We start from the raw sequence: 22387 nt of genomic DNA, 5'->3' as shown, positions 1-22387 counted from the left end.
CAAGGCTTCCGGGAGAGCTGGAACTCTGCCCTTCAGCTCTCCCGGAGCACGTCAGATCTGGGCCTCGCCACGCTTCCAGTAGCCCTGGAAGGAGATGGCCGCCTTCGGCATGCCGACCGCGTTGACCAGGTGGCGGCGGACCGACTTGATCATCGACGACTCACCCGCCACCCAGGCGTAGTCGGCGTCGTACCGCAGGTCGGCGGATTTGAGGGCTTCGAGCAACGACATGTCGTCGGTGGGCGTGATCCAGGTGACGTCGGCGGAGCCGGAGGTCGGCAGTGGCCGGATGTCGCGGGCGTCGGGGACCTCGACGAAGACGGTCGCGTGGACGGCGGCGGGCAGCTGCTCGAGGATCCCGGCGAGAGCAGGCAGCGCGGTCTCGTCGGCGACCAGGACGCGGCGCACGTTCGTCGCCGGTGGGACGTAGTCGACCCCGGAGTGCAGCAGACCTTTGGTGCTGGTGGTGTCGACCGCGAACGGCAGGATCAGACCGACCTGGTCACCCGGCCGAGCCTCGCTGACCCAGGCCGATGCCGGGCCGTTCACGCCGTGCAGGACGAACTCGACGTCGAGCTCGGCGACCTCGGGACGCAGTGCGCGGACGGTGTACGTCCGCATGATGAAACGCTCCTCGACCGGCTGCGCACACCATTGCGGGTACCACTCGGGGCCGGACGGGAGCTTGATGTCGCTGCCGTCGGGCGGTGCGAGCAGCACCTTGATCCGCTGGTCCGGTCCGGCGGTGACCGCCTCCGCGATCCGCGGTGCGACGAACGTCACGCGGCGCAGGTGTGGGCTCAGATCATCGACCGCCGCCACGGTGGCGAGGACGGAGTCGAACACGATCGGCCGCTCGAGCACAGTCGTCATGCCTTTGGTTTCTCCATGTCTTGGCTACCCCGCCCCACCGCCCGGTCAGGAAACTACGCAGGTGCGGACCCATGGACGACCGGGTTATTCTGATGCGTCTAGAGGTTAGCCTTACCTAAGAGGATCCCAAAGTCCAATGCCGCCGCCCACTGCTGTGGTCTCGGCCGACCCCGCTGTCGCCGTCTCGTCGCGCCCTCGGCGTACCAGGCGGGCGACACTCGTCGTCGGCCTGATCGGCTGTGTCGCCTTGCTCGTGCTGGTGACCTTGCTCAGCATCGCCGTCGGGTCGAAGCAGATCCCGCTGCCGACGGTGATCGATGCCTTGCGCCACTACAACGAGACGGACACCGATCAAGTGATCGTCCACTCACTGCGCGTGCCGCGGACCGTGATCGGTCTGCTCGTCGGCGCCGCCCTGGGGTTGTCCGGGGCGCTGATGCAGGGCGTCACCCGGAACCCGCTGGCCGATCCCGGCATCCTCGGAGTCAACGGTGGAGCCGCGCTCTTCGTTGTCGGCGGCATCTACTGGTTCGGGTTGTCGAGCCTGACGGCGTACGTCTGGCTCGCGTTCGCGGGTGCGGCGGCCGCGTCCGTCGTCGTTTATCTGCTCGGATCGCTCGGCCGCGAGGGAGTGACGCCGGTGAAGCTGGCGCTCGCCGGGGCGGCGATGACCGCGATGCTCGGGTCGCTCACCACTGCCGTCCTGATCGGTGACGTCGACACCTTCGACCAGTTCTGGTTCTGGTCGGCCGGGTCGCTGGCCGGCCGCGGTTCGGACATCGCGGGGCAGGTCGCGCCGTTCATCCTGATCGGGATCGTGCTGGCGCTGGTCTCGGGGCGCTTGCTGAACGCGTTGTCGCTCGGTGACGAGGTGGCGAAGTCGCTCGGTCAACGGGTCGGCCTGGCCCGGTTGTTCGTCGCGGTGGTCGTCGTACTGCTGTGTGGAGCGGCCACGGCGGCGGCGGGACCGATCGGTTTCATCGGGTTGACGATCCCGCACGTCGCGCGGTTGGTGACCGGGCCGGACTACCGCTGGATCCTCCCGTACTCGATGCTGCTGGCGCCGATCCTGCTGCTCGGTGCCGACGTCCTCGGCCGAATCGTCGCGCAGCCCGGTGAGCTGCAGGTCGGCATCGTCACCGCGGTGATCGGTGCGCCGTTCTTCATCGCATTGGTACGGCGACGGAAGTTGGCCGACCTGTGACGACGGCTGAGGCGGTTCAGGTCATCACCGGAGCCCGGGCGGCTCGGCAGGCACGATCGCTGCTGGTGATCGTCGTACTCGCGGTCGTCGTCTTCGCGACGTTCTGCGTCTCGCTGTCGCTGGGTGACTTCAAGATCCCGGTTCTCGATGTGGTGAAGACGCTGTTCGGCGGCGGGGACAGGGCGACCGAGTTCATCGTCAACGAGCTTCGGTTGCCGAGGGCACTCACCGGCCTGTTGGTCGGGGCCGCGCTCGGCATGTCCGGCGCGATCTTCCAGAGCATCGCCCGCAACCCGCTGGCCAGCCCGGACATCCTCGGCGTCACGTACGGCGCCAGCGCGTTCGCGGTGTTCGCCATCGTCACCCTGGGGCTGACCGGGGCAGCGGTGTCGGGCCTCGCGATCGCCGGCGCGGTGCTCACCGCGTTCATCATGTACGTGCTGGCCTGGCGGCACGGGGTGTCGAGTTACCGGTTGATCCTGATCGGGATCGGGATCGGCGCGATCGCCACCAGCATCACGTCGTACCTGTTGACCAAGGCAAGGGTCGAGATCGCGCAGCAGGCGCTGATCTGGCTGACCGGGAGCCTGAACGGGCGGGACTGGTCGAACGTGCGGTCGCTCGCGATCACGCTTGTGGTGCTGGCGCCGCTGACGGCGTTCCTCGTGCACCGGCTGCGCATTCTGCAGCTCGGCGACGAGACGGCGTACGGGCTGGGGCTGCGGGTGGAGAGCTCACGGCTCGGGCTGATCGTCATCGCGGTCCTGATGGCCGCGGTGGCGACGGCGGCGGCCGGGCCGATCGGGTTCGTCGCGTTCGTCGCGGCGCCGATCGCGCGGCGGGTGACGCGATCACCGGGGCCGGCGATGATCGCGTCCGCGCTGCTCGGCGCGCTGGTGGTGGCGTTGTCGGACCTGATCGCGCAGCACGCGTTCGGGGACACGCAGTTGCCGGTCGGCGTGGTGACCGGCGTGGTGGGTGCGCCGTACCTGATGTTCCTGCTGGCTCGGGCCAACCGGGTCGGGAGTGGTGGCTGAGAGATGGAGAACTCTGTGGAACACAGCTTGGCTGCCGATGGGCTCGCGGTCGGCTATGACCAGCGCGAGATCATCCACGACCTGTCGGTGCGGATCCCGACCGGGAAGCTCACCGTCATCGTGGGCGCCAACGCCTGCGGCAAGTCCACGCTGCTGAAGACGCTGGCCCGGCTGCTGAAGCCGTCGCGCGGGACCGTGCTGCTGGACAGCAAGAGCATCCAGTCGATCCCGACCCGGGAGGTGGCGACCAAGCTCGGATTGTTGCCGCAGTCACCGACCGCCCCGGAGGGGATCACGGTCGCCGACCTGGTCGGGCGGGGGCGGTACCCGCGGACCCGGTGGATCCGGCAGTGGACCAGGACCGACGACGAAGCGGTCGCGGCCGCGATGACGTCGACCGACGTACTCTCGCTCGCGGATCGGCCGATCGACGAGTTGTCCGGTGGTCAGCGGCAGCGGGTGTGGATCGCGATGGCGCTCGCGCAGGAGACGGACATCCTGCTGCTGGACGAGCCGACGACGTTCCTCGACCTGACCCATCAGTTCGAGGTGCTCGATCTGCTGGTCGACCTGAACAAGTCCGAGGAGCGGACGATCGTCCTGGTCCTGCACGACCTCAACCAGGCCTGCCGGTTCGGCGACCACCTGATCGCGATGAAGGACGGCGCCATCGTTGCCGAGGGCAACCCACGCGAGGTGATCACGGAGGAGGTCGTCGACGATGTCTTCGGCCTCGCTGTCAAGGTCGTCCCCGACCCGGTCGCCGGTACGCCGATGGTCGTCCCGATCGGCCGCCACATCACTCGCACCAACGCCGTCAACGATGCGAAGCCGTCGGCCGCGACAGCATCTCCCATTGCGGCCGCCCTGGCCGCCTCCGCCGCCGCCGCCGCCATCTGCCGCCCCATCGACCGCTGAGCCCCATACCCCGATCCGGACACCCGGGCCTCGAGTCGTGGATCGCGGCTCTGTGCCTCGCGCCGTACGTCCACCGGAATTCACAACTCGGTGCCCGCGCGGAGGTCGCGGGCCGACAAGTGGTGGGGGCGGACCTGCGCCACTCAGCAACCATCCCCGAGTCACCCCGCCCACGCTCGGCAACTCGCGGAGGCCGGTCATCTCCGGGGGGGTTGGAGAGTGGCAGCAGTCCGCCGAAGTGATCGCCGTGCAGGTGAGAGACGACGATCGTGCGGATCTCGTTCGGATCGAAGCCGGCCTGCCGCAGCGCGGTGAGACTCGTTGCCCCCGCAGTCGACCAGAACCTGCGATTCCAACGCGATGCAGGTCTGAAAGCGTCCGCCAGACCCGCATGCGTACCCACTGCCAACGATCGTGACGTCCGTCATCGCGCCACTCTGGCGCGGGTCTGGTACAGGATCAGGCCGGCCAGGAGGGCGCCCAGGGTGCCGAGGGCGAGGTCGCCGAGGGTGTCGGTGTACGCCGTCTGGAGCTCGGTCGAGTTGCGGACGAAGGCGAAGTACTCACCGATCTCCCACACCACGGCCGCGGTAGCGCCGAAGCCGAGGGCTACGAACGCCGTCAGACCGCGGGAGAGGTTGCGGGGTGCGAAGGCGAGCAGGACGCCGGCGGTGAGGAAGCCCCAGAGGATGAAGTGCATGGCGTCGTCCCACCAGTTCACCGTGTCGAACAGGTTGAGCCGGTTGCCGATCAGATCGATCAGCCACGGGAGCGTCATCAGCAGGTCGGCGGGCCACGGGTAGCGGTCGTGCAGCTTGCTCCTCGCCCGCCCGTAAGCCCACCACCACAGCGGCAGCGCCATCGCGCCGATTGGGTAGACGATCAGCCGTGCGGTCGACGCCTTCCCCTTGATCCCGCTCAGGTCCGGCCAGATCAGTGCCGAGAGCAACAAAGCGAAGAGCAGCACCTTGGCGGTCAGAGCGGCGTACCGAATGACGTTCACCCGCACCGTCGGCGTGGCCGTGGCAACCATCGTCGTCATGCCTCTCAGTCAAACCGACCGCTGGGCGAGGCGGATGAGTACAACTACGCGAAAGACCCCCGCGATGCCGCCATTGTGGCGGATCGCGGGGGCCCCGGACAGAGGATCAGCTGACGCTGATCAGGTCGACCACGAAGATCAGGGTCTCGCCGGGCTTGATCGCGCTGCCCGCGCCGCGGTCGCCGTACCCGAGCTGCGGCGGGATGACCAGCTTGCGCCGGCCGCCGACCTTCATCCCCTGGACGCCGGTGTCCCAGCCCTGGATGACCTGGCCGACGCCGAGCTGGAAGGCCAGCGGGGCGCCGCGGTTGTACGACGCGTCGAACTCCTCGCCGGTCGAGTGGGCCACGCCCACATAGTGCACATTGACCCGGGAACCGGCCTTGGCCTCGTCGCCGTCGCCCACGGTGATGTCGGTGATCTCGAGATCCGCCGGCGGCGGCCCGTCCGGAAAGTCGATCTCTGGCTTCTCAGTCATGTCACAAGCTAAGCAGATCGGTTCATTCGGCCCCAAGGCGGTGCGCGGAGAGTTCCGGGCAAATGCCGGTTGAGGACCTGTTCGGTGCGACGCGAGGCGGTCTAGGCTCACGGTCACGAGCCCAACCTAGGGGGATGGGCCCGACCAGAGGAGCGTGTCATGCCGGATCCCGTCACCCACACGATCGGTGTGCCTGGAGCAACCATGACGTACGACGTCCGCGGCGACCTCGCCGATCGGCCGGTGCTGCTGATGTTCGGTTCGCCGATGGGTGCGAGCGGTTTCCCCACGCTGGCATCGCATTTCCCCGATCGGACGGTCGTGACCTACGACCCGCGCGGGGTGGAGCGGAGTATCCGCAGCGGCGACCTAGGTGAGCTGACGCCGGACGATCACGCCGGCGACCTGGTCGCGCTGATCGAGGCGCTCGACGCCGGCCCGGTCGACCTCTTCGCCACCAGCGGCGGCGCGGTGAACGCGCTGGCCCTCGCCGCGAAGCGGCCCGACCTGATCAACATCCTGGTCGCGCACGAGCCACCGCTCGCCGCCGTCGTGCCGGACAGCGAGGCCGCGCTGGCCGCGGTGGCGGACACCTACGACACCTACCAGCGCGACGGCATGGGCGCGGGGATGGCCAAGTTCATCGCCATGGTCGGCTACGAGGGCGAGTTCACGGCCGACTACACGCAGCAGCCGGCGCCCGACCCGGCCATGTTCGGCCTGCCCACCGAGGACGACGGTTCCCGCGACGACGCCCTGCTCGGGCAGAACATGCGCGGCTGTACGTCGTACCAGCCCGACTTCGACGCTCTCGGCAAGGCGAAGGACCGGATCGTGTTCGGGGTCGGTGAGGAGTCCGGCAACCAGATGGCGGGTCGCGGTGGCAAGGCGGCGGCTGCGCGCCTCGACCTCGAGCCGGTCGTCTTCCCCAGTGGGCACGGTGGCTTCCTCGGCAACGAGTACGGCCAGCCGGGGAAGCCGGAGGAGTTCGCGGCCAAGCTACGGGAGGTGCTCGCCCGCTGACTCCGTGAGGGCTAACGTCACACTTTGTGCTGAAGAAACTCGCCGCTGTAGTCGGCGCGGCTGCTGTGGTGACTGCCGTGGCCGTCGTCGCTCCGCGTACGTCGGACGCGAGTACGGCGGCGGAGAACTATGGCCAGTACTCACTTATGTTCGAGAAGTCGGCCGGACAGTACTGGGCGGGTAAGACCGCGGCCGGGCAGTGGGCATGGACGCCGTTGAGCACGACCGAGTCCGACATCTCGTGGGGTGACCCCAAGACGTGGCCGCCGAAGTCGGCGGAGCACTTCATCCACGACGGCGAGTGGGTCCTGCTCGACGGCTACAACGATGGTGCCGGCCGACCGCTGACCCAGATCCAACGGGTCACGTCCGAGAACGTCGGCGACGCCAACTGCGCCAACCTGCAGCCGATCCCCTCAGCCAGCGGCCGCCAGCACTACGTGAAGTCGAACATCCCGACCACCGGTTACTGCCTGGACGCATCCGGCATCATCAAGCCCCCGAACGGCTCCACCACCGTCACCTTCCGCCACCTCCAGAAGTGGCTCCCACCACACCCCTGCTCGAACCCGTACTTCACCGGCCAAACCTGCATCAGCCAGTTCGAACAGTGGTGGGACGACAACCAACACCCGTACTCACTCCAGCTCTCCCGCACGGTAGAAATCGCCCGCGGCCTCGGCATGGCCTTCACCAACCACACCACAGTCCCCCTCCCCTGGAACGCAGACGCCCGCTACTACTGGCACTACTGATCCCGGTTGCGTCCGGACAACTGACGGGGACGCACCCTTCGGATGTACGCGTTGTCGCCAGGTCGCAGCGCCAGCAGGAGCAGGCTGCTGAGGAGCTGTGGCACCTCCAAGAGGATCCGGTGGGCATCTTGGGGCCGGGGCCGACGAGTTGACCGCAGAGATTGGTGAGATGCGCACGCGACTGCGCAAGGCAGCTCGACTGGTCGACGGCAACTGACGTCCTGGTTTCGATCGGTTCAGCGGTCGCGCCAGGCGAGTGGTGAGATCTGGAGGGCGGCTTCTGCGAGGCGCTGGCCGAAGGGGGTTTGGATTCGGGCTCGGGAGGATTGGATCCAGCCGTCGACCCTCTTGTAGCCGGCTTCGCCGTACTCGACGGCTTGCATCAGACATTCAAGGCGGTCGGCGTCCTTGGCGCAGCGGGCCTCGATGGTTTCGGCGGTTTCGTATTCGAGGACGGCATCGCGGACGCTCTTGGCTGCGGCGTCAGGGAGGACGGCGACCTGGTCCTCGGTGATCCGCTCGTTGCTCGCTACGTCCATGTAGGGCTTTGCGCTGTGTGGGATGTCGCCGATTCTCGTCTCCTGGGAGTCGTGCCACATGCCTAGGTAGGCGGCACGTGCTGGATCGCCGCCTTCCTCGCTTGCGATCAACGCTGCGAGCTGGGCGACCCGGAGGCTGTGCTCTGCAACGGATTCCGGATCGCGTACGCCGACGTGCCACCAGCCGGCTCGGCGGAGTCGCTTGAGGACGCCCATCTCGTAGGCGAAGGCGACAACTCCTGCGGCGTCCTGATCGGTGGTGCCATCCGTCACGGCCCTGGCCTTTCTGCCATCGGTCAACCCGCTGCACAGCGCATCGCGGGTTGGTCCAACTCTACGGTGGTGTGGGCAACCGAATTGCCTCCTCGCTGTCTCGACGTGCTCACTTCGACTTCATCAGGACATGTCGTGCAGAGCGAGAGTCAGGCGCCATTGACCATGGATGCTCGGTGGGATATTCACCTGATCTGGCAGATGCTCCAGTGGCCACCCGTCGAAGTCCGTGGAGCATTTCATCCCCGACGACGCGCCGGCTCCGCACAACCCGGTGATACATCTGCGACACGTCGCCGGAGGGCAGCTGTTCGATCATTACCTCGACAGCTTCGATCGGATCTGGGAGCACGCGAATCCGTACATACCGGCGTCGACCATGAAATCCTGATCACGTGGCTCGCACCGACTATCTCGACGATCCTGATGCGCCGGTGGCGAACAGCCTCGTGCCCTCGGCCAATGTGGTCGTCGCCGACGACGTCGGCCGGATCCTGCTCATACGCCGAACGGACAACGGCAACTGGGCACTCCCCGGCGGCGCGATGGACCTCGGCGAGACGATCGTGCAGGCGGCCGAACGCGAAGTACTGGAGGAGACCGGCATCACCTGTCGGGTGAGCGGGCTGGTCGGGATCTACACCAATCCGCGTCACGTTCTGGAGTACACGAGCGACGGCGAGGTCCGGCAAGAGTTCTCTGTCGTCTTCACGGCGGCGCCGGTTTCCGGCGAGCTGACCCCGAGTTCCGAATCGTCCCACGTCGAATGGGTGGACGTCGTCGACATCGACCAGCTCAAGATGCACCCATCGATGAAGCAGCGAATTGACCGATACATGATGGGTGATGATCAGCCCTACTTGGGCCGATGCCGTTCTAGGTAGTCGGTGGCCCGCTTCGCTGCCGACAGGATGTCTTGACGAGCATGGTCGATGGATCTGCTGACGACATGATCGAGTCCGTAGCGTGATGTGATCTCGATGAGTCGGTCTTCGATGCTCAGATCCTGCCCGAGCAGACCGACCGTCATATCGCACAACCACAAGAGGTCTGCCACTGCCGAATCATCTGGCTCGAACTCGCTGAGCAGCAGCTCTCGCAGACCACGTTCCTCGGCTTCGAAGGCAGCGCCCGAGTGATGAGCAACCAGCCGGGAGACCCGATCGTTGAAGCCTGACCTCCGCAGGTAGCGGGCGCCGTCCAATGGATGAAGGCCCGTCTCTGTCACCTGGGACGCGTAACCGATCCGGCCAGCGTGCAGCGAGGCCGCATCCTTCAACAGGTCGCTCTCCCTGCCCAATGCGGGATTCACCGTGCGGGCCGTCACCACAACCGCCCGGACATGCCGCCAGCGCGCGTGCTTCTCGCCGCCGAGTGCTCACTCCAATCCAGCGGGCGGGCGTACTGGTTCCCTGACAACCTGCGCCCGTCCGCTGTTCCAACCTGCTGCCATCGTTCAGCGCGCCGCGGTGATGAGTAGGAGTCAAGGGCGGCCGGCATGGTGCGTTGGGGCCGGGTGAGCGAGGAGGCGGCCGGTAGGGGTGGTGAGTAGGCGGTCGAGGTTGGACTCGAAGGACTCCTGCATGTGCCAGTCGGCGGTGAGGATGTAGAGGGTTCGGCCGTCGGGGCCGCCGAGGGTGCAGGCGAAGCCGGCGTGTTCCAGCGGGACGGTTTCGAGGATCTTGCCGCCTTCGGCGATGCGGAGGCAGGCGGGGGCGTCGTCGGCCCAGCCGGGTGTCCAGATGGCGCCGTCGGCATCCATCACCATGCCGTCGCCGGTGTGGGGTGCCCAGACGCGACGGTTCGACAGCGAGCCGTCCGCTGAAATGTCGTACGCCGTCAGCACGCGGGCAAAGGATTCGGCGATGACGAGGGTCTTGTTGTCGGGCGCGATCACCATCCCGTTGGGGAATGCGAGCTCGTCGGCCACGCGACGTACCGAACCGTCGGGCGTGATCAGCAGGATGAAGCCGGGGCGTTCCCCTTCATCGGGGTGGAAATCGCAGCCGCCGTTCACATAGATGTTGCCGCGCCCGTCGACGACGATCTCGTTCAGACCGCCGTACGACGAGACGTCCGCATGGACCACCAACTCGCCGGAGGATTCCTGGCGCAGAAGCAGCCCTTCCTGACCGGAGGTCACCAGCAGCCGGCCGTCCGGCAGCCAGTCGATGGAGAACGGGAGAGTAGTCGGCACGCGGGCCATCACCTCCCGTCGCCCGGTCGCGTCGACCGCCAGGACCTCCTGCGTCCCCCAGTTCGAGCACCACAAGCGGCCGTCATGCCACCGCGCCGACTCGCCAATCACAAGCCCCGTCAACAAGACCTCGGTCATCACACAACTCCTTCCGTCTTTACCCCTACACGAACGAGAAATGCCGAGATCGACAGTGACCCGCCTGGCTATGCTCGGCGCCATGACGTCGGAGGAGCGCGAGCCTCACCGTGAGACGCTCGCTCAACTGGAAGCGCAAGCAGATCACCGGGACGCGGAGCAGACGCTTCTGGCGGCGGGGTGGACCCGATGCGGGGCCGGCGACTGGGCGATCGCGCTCCGCTCACCGGACGGCACCGCCGCAGCGCGGATCAGCCCGTTCGATCCGGCCAGCTCGTACTCCGTGGCTCTGTACCGACAGGCCGCGCACACCCGGCAGGTCCCGCAACTGTTCGAGCACCGTCGTCTGGCCGGTGGCGGCGATCTCCAGATCATGGAATGGCTCCGGCCCGTCCCCGAGCCCGAGGCCGTCGCGTTCCACCGGGCGATCGCCGCGCGGGAGCCGGGCGTTGCTGATCTCGTCGACGTCGTACGCCGTATCCATGCACGGGCTCGCAGAGAGCTGCCCTGGTTCGGGCCTGAGCTGGATGACAACCCGGACAACGTCATGCGCGCCACGGATGGGCGACTTGTGGCCATCGACCTGTTCGGCGCCGACGGCCCGAACCTCTACGCGACCGTCGCCGATGACCCCGATCTCGTCGTCGCGCGAATCCCCGAGGCCGACCGGCGATTCATGACCGAGATCCCGCTGACCGCCACCGGACCGTGGGACCCCGAGGTGCGGGACGCGATGCGCGCCGGACTAGCCGCAGCCGACGCCCGTAAGACCAGGCCGACGGTCAGTTGAAGGCAGGCGTGACGGGGTAGACCACAGCCACCGCGCCTACACGAACGGCCGAATCGACAGCACAACGTCCGAAGAATCGTGGGTTATAGGCCACGATTCTTCGGACGTAAGCGATCAGGGTGGGCAGTTACTTCTTGACCGTTTTGTTGTATTGGTCGATTTGGGGCTTGATGGAGTCGGCGGCGGCCTTCATGGCTTGGGTGGGGTCGGTGCCGAGGACTGCCTTTTCGATGCCGTCTTCGGCGGCTTTGCGGGCTTGGGGCATGACGCCGAGGATGCAGCCGGACGAGGCGTTCGTGGGCTTGGTGTTGTGCAGTTGGGTGATCGCGGTGGTGAACTGCGGGTACTGCGCCACCCAGGCCTTGTCGTCGGGCTGGTCGAGGGCCTTGGAGTTGATCGGGAAGTAGCCGGTGCCGGTGTGCCATGCGGCCTGCTGCTCCGGCGACGAGGCGAACTTCACGAACTCCCAGGACGCGCGTTTCTCGGCGTCGGAGTGACCCGGGCCGTCGATCCACAGCGACGCGCCGCCGATGATCGGACCACCGGAGTCGGACGCGGTCAGGTGCGGGAACGGCGCCGTGAGTACCGTGAACTTGCCCTTCGCCGCGTCCAGGTAGCCGCGCAGTGAACCGGTCGACTCCAGGTGCATCGCAGACGTGCCGGACTTGAAGACGGCCTGCGCGTCATCGGTCTTCTTGCCGGTGTTCGGCATCAGGCCCTGCTTGACCATCTGCTGGTACCAGGTCGCGACCTTGACGCCCTGCTCGTCGTCGAAGTTCACCTTCGTCGCGAGGTCCTTGCGGCCGTTGTCGTTGTCGCAGTACGCCGTCCCGGACTGGGCGACGAGCTGCTCCAGGAACCAGCCGTAGATCGCCGCGTTGAAGCCGTACTGAACGGTCTTGCCGCCCTGCTTGACGGTGAGCTTCTTCGCGTCCGCCATGATCTCGTCCAGATTCGTCGGCGGTTTCGAAGGGTCGAGGCCGGCCTTCACGAAGGCTTCCTTGTTGATGTACAGCAGTGGCATCGACGTGTTGAACGGCATCGAGTTCAGCGCGCCGTCGATCGAGTAGTAGTTCGCGATGTTCGGCTCGATCGCATCGAGGGAGTAGCTGTCCTTGTCGGCGAACTTCTGCACCGGCACGGTCTGCTTGGAGTCGATCATGAACCGCGACCCGATGTCGTAGATCTGTACGACGGAAGGCGTGTTGCCCTGCTGGACCGAGGTCTTGTACTTCGTGATCGTCTCGTCGTAGTCGCCCTGGTAGACCGCGGTCACCTCGATCTTGCCGGTGTGCGCGGCGTTGAACGCCTTCACCAGCTTGTCGACGGCCGCGCCGTTGGCGCCCTTCATGCCATGCCAGAAGGTGATCTTGGTGACCCCGGTCGCCTTGTCCAGTGCGTCGGCGCCGGGGACGTCCTGGCTGCCGCTGGAGGAGCCGGAGTCGTTGCTGCTGCCGCCACAGCCGGCCGCCACCAGGGCGAGTACCGCCAGCAGGGAAGCACAGACCGCCGTACGTCGTTGTCGGACGGATCGCATCACAGTCACCTCTCTCGAAGGATTAACGAATCGCGCCCGCGGTCAGCCCGCGGACGATGAAGCGCTGGCCGAGGATCACGATGGCCAGCGTGGGCAGGATGGACAGGGTGACGCCGGCCAGGATCAGGCCCGGGTCGGCCGCCTCCGCGTCGTTGAGTTGGCTGATACCGATCTGCAGGGTCCGGCGGGACGCCGAGTCGCCGATCAGCAGCGGCCAGAAGAACTGGTTCCAGGCGGCCAGGAACACGTACAGCCCGACCGCCATCAGAGCCGGTTTGTTCAGCGGCAGCAGGATCCGGCGCAGGAACCGCCAGTGCCCGCAGCCGTCGATCGTTGCCGCGTCGCGCAGTTCGACCGGGAACTGCAGGAACGACTGCCGCAGCAGGAACACCCCGAACGCGTTCGCCAGGAACGGCAGCACCAGCGCGATCATCGTGCCCGCGTACGACGCGGTGAGCCGCTCACCGCCGAGCGACCAGCCGGTGATGGTCAGGTAGTTCGGCAGCACGATCGACTCCCACGGCACCATCAGCGTGGCCAGGAACAGACCGAACAGCACTGTCCGTCCCCACATCTTCATGAAGACGAATGCGTACGCCGCCAGCACGCTGGTGATGAGTTGCGACAGCGTGATCACCGACGTCTGCAGGATCGAGTTCAGGTACTGCTGCCCGAGCGGCGTCCCGGATGACGACGCGCCCTTGTAGTTGCCGGTGAAGATCCCGTGCGGGAAGAGATCCGGCGGGTACGACGAGATCTGGCCGGGAGACATCACCGACCCGGCGATGACGTAGTACACGGGGAAGATCACCAGCAGCGCGGCCCCGATCAGGACCACGTAGGTGATGACACGTCCGGGCCTCACTTGTAGTGCACCCGCCTCTCCAGGACGCCGAACTGGATCGCCGTACAGAGCAGGAGGATCACCAGCAGGACGATCGCCTGGGCCGACGCGGCGCCGAAGTCGCTGGCGTTGTTCGCGAAGGCGGTGTGGTAGATCGAATAGACCAGCGTCTTGGTCGACTGCTCCGGACCGCCTTCCGGCGTGAGGATCTTGATCTGGCCGAAGCCCTGCAGCGACTGGATCGTCGAGATCACGATCAGGAAGAACAACTGCGGGCCGAGCAGCGGGACGGTGATGTACCGCGACGCCCGCCAGCCGCCGGCGCCGTCGAGTGTGGCCGCCTCGTTGAGCTCGGCCGGGATCGCGCCGATGCCCGCGGACAGGACCAGCACGTTGTAGCCGATGCTCATCCACACCGTGGTGATCGAGACGCTGATCAGCGCCCAGGACGGGTCGGTCAGCCAGCCGATCCGGTCCACGCCGAACTTCCCGAGCAGGCCGTTGGCGAGCCCGATCGCCGGGTTGTAGATGGTCGCGAAGATGACCGACGCGCTGGCGACCGAGAACGCGAACGGCAGCGCGAACGCGGTCCGGAAGATCCGGATGCCCTTGATGTGCTGCTCGAGCAGCAACACGATCATCAGGCCGCCGAGGACGCCCGGGATCACGGTGAGCAGGACGAACGCGAACGTCACCCAGAGGATGTGCCGGAACTCACCGGAGCCGAGCATGTCGCGGTAATGCTGCAGCCCGACGAAGGCGTCCGGGCGGCCGAACAGGTCGGAGCCGTGCAGCGACAGCGACACGGATTTCCCGAGCGGCCAGACGATGAACAGGGCGAACACCACCAGGCAGGGCACCAGCATCAGCCAGGACAACAGCGACGCGGGCGACAGACGACGGCGGCTGGGGCGGGGAACTTCGGTCGTGGGGCGGGTGCCGGCGCGCGCCGGTACGGTGCTGGTAGTCAATCGCTTACCTCCAGTGAAAACGCAGTCTTACACCGCCCGGGGGGCGTCCGGGCCAGAGCACGCTAGGCTGATGGCCCGTGAAGGTCTTGGTGATCGGCTCCGGCGGCCGCGAGCATGCACTGGTCTGGGCGCTGGCCCAGGACCCCGATGTCGAGCAGGTCGTGGCGGCCCCGGGTAACCCTGGCATCGCCGTGTTGCGCCCGGCGTACGACGGGCAAACGATCGTTTGCCGTTCGGTGGACATGTCCGACCACGATGCGGTGGTCGCGCTGGCGAAGGAGCTCGGCGCCGACCTGGTCGTGGTCGGACCGGAGGCGCCGCTGGTGGCCGGGCTGGCCGATCCGCTCCGGGATGCCGGGATCGCGGTCTTCGGCCCGTCCAGGGACGCCGCCCAGATCGAGGGTTCGAAGGCGTTCGCCAAGGACGTGATGGCCGCTGCGAGCGTGCCGACCGGCCGGGCCTATGTGTGTACGACGCCTGAGCAGGCGGCGGAGGCGATCGACGCGTTCGGGCCGCCGTACGTCGTGAAGGACGACGGCCTGGCCGCGGGCAAGGGGGTCGTGGTCACCTCCGACCGGGACGAGGCGCTGGCGCATGCCGCCGAGTGCGAGCAGGTCCTGATCGAGGAGTACCTGGACGGCCCCGAGGTGTCGCTGTTCGCGATCACCGACGGCACTACCGTGCTGCCGATGCAGCCGGCCCAGGACTTCAAGCGCCTCGGTGACAACGACGAAGGCCCGAACACCGGCGGCATGGGCGCCTACACGCCGTTGCCCTGGGCACCGGACGACCTGGTCGCCGAGATCACCGAGAACGTGCTGCAGCCGACGACCGACGAGCTGCGCCGCCGCGGTACGCCGTTCAGCGGCCTGCTGTACGCCGGTCTCGCGCTGACCTCGCGGGGTGTCCGGGTGATCGAGTTCAACTGCCGCTTCGGCGACCCGGAGACGCAGGCCCTGCTGCCGTTGCTGAAGACCCCGCTCGCCGGCCTCCTGTACGCCGCCGCGACCGGGAAGCTGGCCGATCACGGACCACTGAGCTGGCAGAGCGCTGCATCAGTGGCGGTCGTGGTCGCCGCGAAGAAGTACCCGGCCAGCCCGCGCAGCGGCGACGTGATCAGCGGTGTCGACCAGGCCGAGGCCGACGCGGTCCGCGTCTTCCACGCGGGTACGGCGCTCGACGGCGACGAACTCGTGACGTCGGGCGGCCGGGTCCTCGCGGTCAGTGCCACCGGCAAGGACCTCGACGAGGCCCGGCAGCGCGCCTACGCCGCGGTCGGCCAGATCCGCATCAAGGGCTCCCAGCATCGCACCGACATCGCCCTCAAGGCCGCGCGCGGCGAGGTCACCGTCTGAGCCTGCGGGTGCGGACATGAAGAAACCGCCGACCCCGGGACGGGCCGGCGGTTCCGTTCTGCCTGGGTCAGGCGGTGCGCGGTTCCGCGCTGCTCAGCTTCGGCATCAGCTCGGCCTCGGCGGGGACCCGCCTCAGGTGGGCGAAGCCCAGCGCCGACAGGATCAGCAGGAGCCCGGCCGCGATGAAGGCGGCGATGGCGCCGATGAGGGCGATCTGGCCCATCTTCCCGAAGGCGTAGGCGTTGAGCAGCAGGCCACGCAGCGTCTCACCGCGGAAGACGGTCTGCACCTGGCCGGCCAGCTTGGCGTCGGTCGGGTTGGCGAGCGACTCCTGGGACAGCTGCGAGTAGGTCTTGCCGCCGGCCATCTCGTTGATGTGGACCGCGATGAAGTGGTTGGCGTAGGCCTCGGCCTGCGCGCCGGTCACCAGCTGCTGGCCGGCGTACTGGGACAGGTAGGGCTTGACGGCCGGGTCGTTGAGAGATTCGCTGCCCGCCTTGGGGAAGAAGATCTTCTGTGCGGCGAGCTGACTGTGGACCTGGTCGTCGACGAAGTTGTGTGCCCACAGCATGAGACCGCCCGCTGCGACCAGGACGATCGCGAGGACGAGGCCGGCAGAGGTGAGCAGCGCGTCGAACGTCTTGCGGCGCATGATCGGTTCCTTTCAAGCCGCGGGGTGCGGCTGCAGAGTGTTGAAGGTTGTTACTTCGAGTGTTCGGCCGGCGGCCCCGTCGCGGCTATGCACCGAACGGCCCTGATCCGTAGGCCGATGGACCCGCATCAGTCGGGAACCTTTCCGCCGTTCCCGACACAAGACGAGTGCAAGGCAGTCGTGTCGGGAAGGGAGCGCGGATGCGCAGCGGTGTGGAGTCGTGAGCGGCCTGCTGGTCGTCGAGGACGGAGTGAGAGTGTCCGGTAGTTCGGACCGGCGTCTGTGGGACCGGACCGTGGAGGGCGACGCCGATGCGTTCGCGGAGCTGTACGACCGGCATGCCCGGGCGATCTACAACTTCCTGTATCGGCGCACCGCTTCCTGGAGTGACGCCGAGGACCTGACCTCGGCGGTCTTCCTGCAGGCGTGGCGGCGGCGGTCCGGGGTGGTGCTCGACCGCGAGTCGGCCCTGCCGTGGCTGCTCCGGACGGCCGACTACACGGTGCGCAACGACTGGCGCTCCAAACTGCGGTACCGCCGGGCACTGGCCGCCGCGGAACGCTTGCCCACCGAGATCGGCGACCACGCCGACGAGGTGGTCGGCCGGATCGACGACGACGAGCGGATCCGGGCCGCCCGTGCGTCGCTGAAGCACCTGCGCCGCCAGGAGCGGGAGATCATCGAGCTCTGCGTCTGGGCCGGCCTGGATCAGGCCGCCGCCGCAGTCGCACTCGACGTCCCGATCGGCACCGTGAAGTCCCGCCTCTCCCGCGCTCGCAAGCGCCTGCGCGAACTCAATCTTCGGTCTGTTGTGGAGAACCAGTCATGAACACGCTGCCGCCGGAGCGGGATCTGCCCGCCGTTACCCGAACCCGTCAACGTCACGAGCTGATGGCCATCGTCGACCACGAATCCGCCGCACCCCGCGGACGCCGCCGCTTCGTTCCCCTGGCCGCTGCCGCCGCAGTCGTCCTCGTCGTCGGCGCCGCGATCGCCGTACCGTCGCTGCGCAACGACAAGTCGGCCGGCCCGGCCGGGAGCCCGACAACCGCGGCGCTGGGGGTTCGCACAGTCTTCGAACCGCTCGACGCTCGCAGACATGCGGCCTTTGTCGCGAAGTGCTTGGGGACTCGCAGGTTCAGCCCACCGGCCAAGCAGCTCGACGGCTTCGAGGCCGTGAACCCGCCCGAGAATGCGCGCGTGACGACCTTCGTGATCTATTCCGCGATCGGCGGCTGGGACTACTGCGGGTTCGGCCCGAAGGGCAATCGGGTCGGAGGCCATGGCCTGAACGCCGGCCAGCCGATCTTCGATCCGATCTCGGAAACCGGGGTAGGCACCGGGGCTTACGTGAAGGGCGTCGCTCGCGTCACCATCACCCCGCGCGGTGGGAAGACGTACGAGGCGGAGCTCCGGCACGGTTTCTACTTCGCATCTGTGCCCGATGTCCCGTTCGACAGGACGCGCACGGACAGTACGCCGGAGGAGTACGTCACCCGGGCGTACGACGGGAACGGCAAGCTGATGTACACGAGCCCGAGGACCGTCGCGGAGCTGAAGGTCCGTCAGGCCCGGTGCGTCCTGGATCCGGCCGGCAAGACGTACCTGGCCTGGAGCGGGCCGTCACTCGAGGAATCCGGTGACGGGTCCACCGAGCACCCTGCTCCGGGCATGCCCGACCTGAAGACCTGTATGCGGGCCCTCATCTGGAACTGGCTGCCCTGACGATGCTCCCGTGCCGCCCCGGTTCGTTGCACCTGGCGAACCGGGGCGGCAGCCGGTGGTCTTGCCTGCGAGGATGGTGGGGTGCTGCGCAGCTGGAGGTTCGCCCTGCTCGCCCTGGTGATCGGCGTCACGCTGGCCGGGTGGTCTGCGTACGGTGGGTCCGGTAAGTCCGCCGTCGTGCAGCTGGCGGTGTTCGTCGTTCTCGCGTTCCTGTTCTCGCCGCTGGTGTTCCCGCGATCGGTGAGCGCGGCCGAGGCGGCGGTCGGGGGCAAACCCATCGTCTACTGGCGACCTGGGTGCCAATACTGCCTGCGACTGCGGTTGGTGCTGATCGGTGCGGCCGGTCGAGCGTCCTGGGTCAACATCTGGGCGGATCCCGAGGCCGCTGCCGCGGTGCGGGCGGTCGCAGACGGCAACGAGACGGTTCCGACCGTGGTGGTCGACGGAGTGGGCCGGGTGAATCCCGGGCCACGATGGGTGCGGGAGCGGCTGCGGGCTGGACCGGTGGGTGAGTAGGTGGCGAGACCAGGGAGAATGGAGGGGTGTCGAAGCCCAGCAAGCCCCGGATCCCCAACGTTCTCGCCTCCCGGTACGCCAGTCTGTCGATGGCGCAGCTGTGGTCGCCCGAGCACAAGATCGTGCTCGAGCGGAAGCTGTGGGTGGCGGTGCTCAAGGCTCAGAAGGAGCTCGGGGTCGACGTGCCGGCCGGTGTCGTCGAGGACTACGAGCGGGTGATCGACCAGGTCGACCTGGAGTCGATCGCGGCCCGCGAGCGGGTCACCCGGCACGACGTGAAGGCGCGGATCGAGGAGTTCAGCGCGCTCGCCGGGCACGAGCACATTCACAAGGGCATGACGAGCCGGGACCTGACCGAGAACGTCGAACAGCTGCAGATCCGGGCGAGCCTCGAACTCGTCCGGGATCGCGCCGTGGCGACCGCCGTACAACTCGGGCAGAAGGCGGCCGACCACGCGGCACTGGTGCTGACCGGCCGGTCGCACAACGTGGCAGCGCAGGCGACCACGCTGGGCAAGCGGTTCGCCTCCGCGGCGGACGAACTGCTGGTCGCGATCGCGCGGATCGAGGAACTGCTCGAGCGCTATCCGCTGCGCGGCATCAAGGGCCCGGTCGGTACGTCGCAGGACATGCTCGACCTGTTCGGCGGCGACCCGGCCAAGCTGGACAAGTTGGAGAGCGACATCGCCTCCCACCTCGGGTTCAGCCGGACGCTGACCAGCGTCGGGCAGGTGTACCCGCGGTCCCTCGACTACGAGGTCGTCTCGGCGCTGGTGCAGCTGGCCGCGGCGCCGTCGAGTCTGGCGACCACGATCCGGCTGATGGCCGGGCACGAGCTGGTCACCGAAGGGTTCAAGGAGGGCCAGGTCGGGTCCTCGGCGATGCCGCACAAGATGAACACCAGGTCCTGCGAGCGGGTCAACGGTCTCGCGGTGATCCTGCGCGGGTACGCCTCGATGGCCGGCGAGCTGGCGGGCAACCAGTGGAACGAGGGTGACGTCTTCTGCTCCGTCGTACGGCGGGTTGCGTTGCCGGACGCGTTCTTCGCGCTGGACGGGTTGTTCGAGACGTTCCTGACCGTGCTGGACGAGTTCGGGGTGTACCCGGCCGTGGTCAGCCGGGAGCTGGAGCGGTACCTGCCGTTCCTGACCACGACCAAGGTGCTGATGGCGGCGGTCAAGAACGGCGTCGGCCGGGAGACAGCGCACGAGGTGATCAAGGAGCACGCCGTCGCAACTGCGCTGGACCTGCGCAAGGGCCTGGCGGAGAACGACCTGTTCCGCCGGCTCGGCGCGGACGGCGGCCTCGGCCTGACCGAGGAGCAGATCATCGGCATCGTCGGCGAGCCCCTGTCCTTCACCGGCGCGGCGGTCGCCCAGGTGAACACCGTCGTCGCCCAGATCGACGAACTCGCCAAACGCCACCCCGAGGCCGCCGCCTACACGCCGGGTGACATTCTCTAGCTCGTGTTCGAACCGCTCACGTGGGCGCTGGTGGCGCTCTCTCTTGCCGCGATGGTGTATGCCATCGTGCTGGCAGCGCGCGACAAGCGGATCGATTGGCCGCTTCTGGGCGTCCTCGGGGTGGTCGAGGTCGGCCTCCTGGCCCAGCTGGTCATCGGCATCGTGCAACTGGTGCAGACCTCCCGGGATGTCTCGGGACCGTTCTTCATCGGGTACTTGGTCGGCTCGCTGCTCATCTTGCCGATCGGCGCGCTCTGGGCGCTGGCCGAGAGCAGCCGGTGGGGAGCCGGTGCACTCGCGATCGCCTGCCTGGTGATCCCGATCCTCGAACTCCGCCTGCACGAGATCTGGACGGCGTGACATGACGGACCCCGAGGCGACCAGGCATGGACCCGGCCGGATCTTGATCGCGGTGTACGGCGTCTTCGCGCTGGCCGCCACCGCTCGGGCCGGAGTGCAGATCGCGACCAAGTTCAGTGACGCGCCGATCGCGTACATTCTGTCGGCCGTTGCCGCGGTCATCTACTGCGCGGCGACCTTTGCGCTGGCCAAGGCAACCAAGGTCTCGCGCCGGGTCGCGACGGTCGCGATCTGCGTCGAGCTGGTCGGCGTCCTCGCCATCGGAGCCTTCAGCTACGCCGTGCCGGACGACTTTCCGGACGCCACTGTCTGGTCGCATTTCGGCCAGGGCTATGGGTTCGTGCCGGTTGTGTTGCCGGTGCTGGGCCTGCTCTGGTTACGCCGTACCAGCTGATTCAGACTGCCAGGAAACTGCCAGCCCTGCGCAGGGGCTGACTCAGGTTGACCGGACAGCATCGGTGGCATGCAGACACCAGGTCATCCTCGGGTCGAGATCGTCGTACCCGTCAAGAACGAGGAACACGACCTCGGTCCGAACATCAGGCGGCTGCGGGCGTTCCTGGACACCGCCTTCCCGTTTCCGGCCGAGGTCTGCATCGCGGACAACGGAAGCACGGACGCGACATATGAGATCGGCATGCTGCTCGCCACCGAGCTGTCCGGAGTCCGGATCGTCCGGCTCGAGCAGTCCGGGCGCGGCCGAGCGCTGAAGCAGGTCTGGTCCGAGAGCACGGCCGATGTGCTCGCCTACATGGACGTCGACCTGTCCACCAACCTGAACGCGCTGCTGCCGCTGGTCGCACCGCTGTTCGCGGGGCACAGCGATGTCGCCATCGGAACCCGGTTGTCGAACGGCTCCCGCGTGGTCCGGCGGCCGAAGCGGGAGTTCATCTCGCGCTCGTACAACCTGATGCTGCGGGCAACCTTGAGTGCACACTTCTCCGACGCCCAGTGCGGGTTCAAGGCGATCCGCGCCGACGTCGCCCGGGAACTGCTGCCGCTGATCCAGGACACCAGCTGGTTCTTCGACACCGAACTGCTGGTCCTCGCGGAGAAGGCCGGGCTGCGGATCCACGAGGTGCCGGTCGACTGGGTCGACGACCTCGACTCGCGGGTCGCGATCCCGAAGACGGTCGGCGAGGATCTGCGGGGGATCTCGCGGCTGATGCGCGATCTCGGCCGCGGCCGGATCGATCTCGAGCCGATCCGGGAGAAGTACGGTCGCCCGCGGATCCTCGATCCCCGTACGGCGATGGCCGCGCGCGTACTGCGGTTCGGTGCGATCGGCGTGCTGAGCACCGCGGCGTACGCACTGCTCTATCTCGTGCTGCGGCAGGGCATGCCGGCTCAGGTCGCGAACGTCCTGGCGCTGTTGATCACCGCGGTCGGCAACACCGCTCTCAACCGGCGGATCACCTTCGGGGTCCGTGGTCTGGAGAACCGGTGGCGTCATCAGCTGCGCGGCCTCGTTGCCTTCGGCCTCGGCTGGAGCCTGACCGCGTGCTCACTGTGGCTGCTGCACACGGCGATCGCCGTACCGCATCAGGCGGTGGAGATCGCCGTCCTCACCATCGCGAACCTGGCCGCGACTCTGGTCCGGTTCAGCCTCTTCCAGGCGTGGGTCTTCGACGACGACGCGCCGACCCTGCCCGCCTTCGAACCCCCGGCGGTTCTCGACCAGACCCGGAGCAACTGAC

Annotated in this window: 26 protein-coding genes; 15 read left to right on the top strand and 11 right to left on the bottom strand. The window is 67.5% G+C overall.

The window, feature by feature from the left end; all coding sequences use genetic code 11:
* Positions 1-51: 51 nt before the first annotated feature.
* Positions 52-873 (bottom strand): siderophore-interacting protein, encoded by an 822-nt coding sequence (locus OG555_RS10935; protein WP_329482706.1) that lies wholly within the window; start codon positions 871-873, stop codon positions 52-54.
* A gap of 136 nt (positions 874-1009) precedes the next feature.
* Here OG555_RS10935 and OG555_RS10930 point away from each other — a divergent pair, with 136 nt between their 5' ends.
* The 3 genes from OG555_RS10930 to OG555_RS10920 are packed head-to-tail and all read left to right on the top strand — an operon-like array spanning position 1010 to position 4032.
* Positions 1010-2077, top strand: a complete 1068-nt coding sequence (locus OG555_RS10930) for a FecCD family ABC transporter permease (protein ID WP_329482705.1) — start codon at positions 1010-1012, stop codon at positions 2075-2077.
* Positions 2074-3114 carry a FecCD family ABC transporter permease gene (locus OG555_RS10925; RefSeq protein WP_329482704.1) on the top strand — a complete coding sequence of 347 codons (1041 nt, stop codon included), beginning with the start codon at positions 2074-2076 and terminating at the stop codon, positions 3112-3114. The genes OG555_RS10930 and OG555_RS10925 overlap by 4 nt, the downstream gene beginning before the upstream one ends.
* Before the next feature lie 3 nt (positions 3115-3117).
* Positions 3118-4032: an ABC transporter ATP-binding protein gene (locus tag OG555_RS10920; RefSeq protein WP_329482703.1), complete on the top strand. Its 915-nt coding sequence runs from the start codon at positions 3118-3120 to the stop codon at positions 4030-4032.
* Here OG555_RS10920 and OG555_RS42800 read toward each other — a convergent pair.
* From OG555_RS42800 to OG555_RS10910, 3 genes are all read right to left on the bottom strand, one after another.
* Positions 3932-4435 carry an MBL fold metallo-hydrolase gene (locus OG555_RS42800; protein ID WP_442914495.1) on the bottom strand — a complete coding sequence of 168 codons (504 nt, stop codon included), beginning with the start codon at positions 4433-4435 and terminating at the stop codon, positions 3932-3934. The two genes, OG555_RS10920 and OG555_RS42800, sit on opposite strands and share 101 nt — an antisense overlap.
* Positions 4436-4456: 21 nt before the next feature.
* Positions 4457-5074: a hypothetical protein gene (locus OG555_RS10915; RefSeq protein WP_329482702.1), complete on the bottom strand. Its 618-nt coding sequence runs from the start codon at positions 5072-5074 to the stop codon at positions 4457-4459.
* Between the two features lie 106 nt (positions 5075-5180).
* Positions 5181-5552, bottom strand: a complete 372-nt coding sequence (locus OG555_RS10910; protein ID WP_328524434.1) for an FKBP-type peptidyl-prolyl cis-trans isomerase — start codon at positions 5550-5552, stop codon at positions 5181-5183.
* Positions 5553-5711: 159 nt separating this feature from the next.
* On the opposite strand from OG555_RS10910, the gene OG555_RS10905 reads away from it, so the two are divergent.
* Positions 5712-6575, top strand: coding sequence for an alpha/beta fold hydrolase (locus tag OG555_RS10905; RefSeq protein ID WP_329482701.1), 864 nt, complete (start codon positions 5712-5714; stop codon positions 6573-6575).
* A gap of 26 nt (positions 6576-6601) precedes the next feature.
* On the top strand, positions 6602-7330 hold the full coding sequence (locus OG555_RS10900) for a hypothetical protein (protein ID WP_329482700.1): 729 nt from the start codon (positions 6602-6604) through the stop codon (positions 7328-7330).
* 236 nt (positions 7331-7566) lie between these two features.
* Here OG555_RS10900 and OG555_RS10895 read toward each other — a convergent pair whose 3' ends face one another.
* Complete coding sequence (locus OG555_RS10895) at positions 7567-8169, bottom strand: HD domain-containing protein (protein WP_329482699.1); 603 nt, start codon at positions 8167-8169, stop codon at positions 7567-7569.
* Positions 8170-8537: 368 nt separating this feature from the next.
* Between OG555_RS10895 and OG555_RS10890 the strand changes: the two genes are divergently transcribed.
* A complete protein-coding gene (locus tag OG555_RS10890; RefSeq protein WP_329482698.1) occupies positions 8538-9026 on the top strand; it encodes an NUDIX hydrolase in 489 nt (162 codons plus the stop codon).
* Here OG555_RS10890 and OG555_RS10885 read toward each other — a convergent pair.
* Together OG555_RS10885 and OG555_RS10880 are read right to left on the bottom strand one after the other, a co-directional pair.
* Entirely contained in the window at positions 8999-9469 is a 471-nt protein-coding gene (locus OG555_RS10885; RefSeq protein ID WP_329482697.1) for a phosphohydrolase, read from the bottom strand. The genes OG555_RS10890 and OG555_RS10885 overlap by 28 nt on opposite strands.
* Positions 9470-9625: 156 nt before the next feature.
* Complete coding sequence (locus OG555_RS10880; RefSeq protein ID WP_329482696.1) at positions 9626-10477, bottom strand: SMP-30/gluconolactonase/LRE family protein; 852 nt, start codon at positions 10475-10477, stop codon at positions 9626-9628.
* Positions 10478-10559: 82 nt separating this feature from the next.
* Here OG555_RS10880 and OG555_RS10875 point away from each other — a divergent pair, with 82 nt between their 5' ends.
* Positions 10560-11267, top strand: a complete 708-nt coding sequence (locus OG555_RS10875; protein ID WP_329482695.1) for a hypothetical protein — start codon at positions 10560-10562, stop codon at positions 11265-11267.
* Between the two features lie 127 nt (positions 11268-11394).
* Here the strand turns inward: OG555_RS10875 and OG555_RS10870 are convergent, their stop codons facing one another.
* The 3 genes from OG555_RS10870 to OG555_RS10860 are packed head-to-tail and all read right to left on the bottom strand — an operon-like array spanning position 11395 to position 14619.
* Positions 11395-12804: an ABC transporter substrate-binding protein gene (locus tag OG555_RS10870; RefSeq protein ID WP_329482694.1), complete on the bottom strand. Its 1410-nt coding sequence runs from the start codon at positions 12802-12804 to the stop codon at positions 11395-11397.
* A 22-nt stretch (positions 12805-12826) separates the two neighbouring features.
* Positions 12827-13669 (bottom strand): carbohydrate ABC transporter permease, encoded by an 843-nt coding sequence (locus OG555_RS10865; protein WP_329482693.1) that lies wholly within the window; start codon positions 13667-13669, stop codon positions 12827-12829.
* Positions 13666-14619, bottom strand: a complete 954-nt coding sequence (locus tag OG555_RS10860; protein WP_329482692.1) for a carbohydrate ABC transporter permease — start codon at positions 14617-14619, stop codon at positions 13666-13668. The genes OG555_RS10865 and OG555_RS10860 overlap by 4 nt, the downstream gene beginning before the upstream one ends.
* 77 nt (positions 14620-14696) lie before the next feature.
* Between OG555_RS10860 and purD the strand changes: the two genes are divergently transcribed.
* Complete coding sequence (purD, locus tag OG555_RS10855) at positions 14697-15974, top strand: phosphoribosylamine--glycine ligase (RefSeq protein WP_329482691.1); 1278 nt, start codon at positions 14697-14699, stop codon at positions 15972-15974.
* A 67-nt stretch (positions 15975-16041) separates the two neighbouring features.
* Here purD and OG555_RS10850 read toward each other — a convergent pair whose 3' ends face one another.
* The gene (locus OG555_RS10850) at positions 16042-16626 is read right to left on the bottom strand and encodes a hypothetical protein (protein ID WP_329482690.1); all 585 of its coding nucleotides are present in this window, start codon (positions 16624-16626) and stop codon (positions 16042-16044) included.
* Between the two features lie 220 nt (positions 16627-16846).
* Here OG555_RS10850 and OG555_RS10845 point away from each other — a divergent pair, with 220 nt between their 5' ends.
* From OG555_RS10845 to OG555_RS10815, 7 genes are all read left to right on the top strand, one after another.
* Entirely contained in the window at positions 16847-17455 is a 609-nt protein-coding gene (locus OG555_RS10845; RefSeq protein WP_329482689.1) for an RNA polymerase sigma factor, read from the top strand.
* Complete coding sequence (locus OG555_RS10840) at positions 17452-18351, top strand: hypothetical protein (RefSeq protein ID WP_329482687.1); 900 nt, start codon at positions 17452-17454, stop codon at positions 18349-18351. Before OG555_RS10845 ends, OG555_RS10840 begins: the two co-directional genes overlap by 4 nt.
* An 81-nt stretch (positions 18352-18432) precedes the next feature.
* Positions 18433-18867, top strand: a complete 435-nt coding sequence (locus OG555_RS10835; RefSeq protein WP_329482686.1) for a glutaredoxin domain-containing protein — start codon at positions 18433-18435, stop codon at positions 18865-18867.
* A gap of 89 nt (positions 18868-18956) precedes the next feature.
* Positions 18957-20330: an adenylosuccinate lyase gene (purB, locus tag OG555_RS10830; protein WP_329484797.1), complete on the top strand. Its 1374-nt coding sequence runs from the start codon at positions 18957-18959 to the stop codon at positions 20328-20330.
* A gap of 3 nt (positions 20331-20333) precedes the next feature.
* A complete protein-coding gene (locus OG555_RS10825) occupies positions 20334-20690 on the top strand; it encodes a hypothetical protein (protein ID WP_329482685.1) in 357 nt (118 codons plus the stop codon).
* 1 nt (position 20691) lies between these two features.
* On the top strand, positions 20692-21084 hold the full coding sequence (locus OG555_RS10820) for a hypothetical protein (protein ID WP_329482684.1): 393 nt from the start codon (positions 20692-20694) through the stop codon (positions 21082-21084).
* A 69-nt stretch (positions 21085-21153) separates the two neighbouring features.
* The gene (locus OG555_RS10815) at positions 21154-22386 is read left to right on the top strand and encodes a bifunctional glycosyltransferase family 2/GtrA family protein (protein WP_329482683.1); all 1233 of its coding nucleotides are present in this window, start codon (positions 21154-21156) and stop codon (positions 22384-22386) included.
* Position 22387 lies beyond the last annotated feature (1 nt).

It is taken from the genome of Kribbella sp. NBC_01484 (assembly GCF_036227145.1).
Lineage (GTDB): Bacteria > Actinomycetota > Actinomycetes > Propionibacteriales > Kribbellaceae > Kribbella.
The sequence above is the reverse complement of the archived record's forward strand: the minus strand, read 5'-3'. Positions and strand labels throughout refer to the sequence as shown.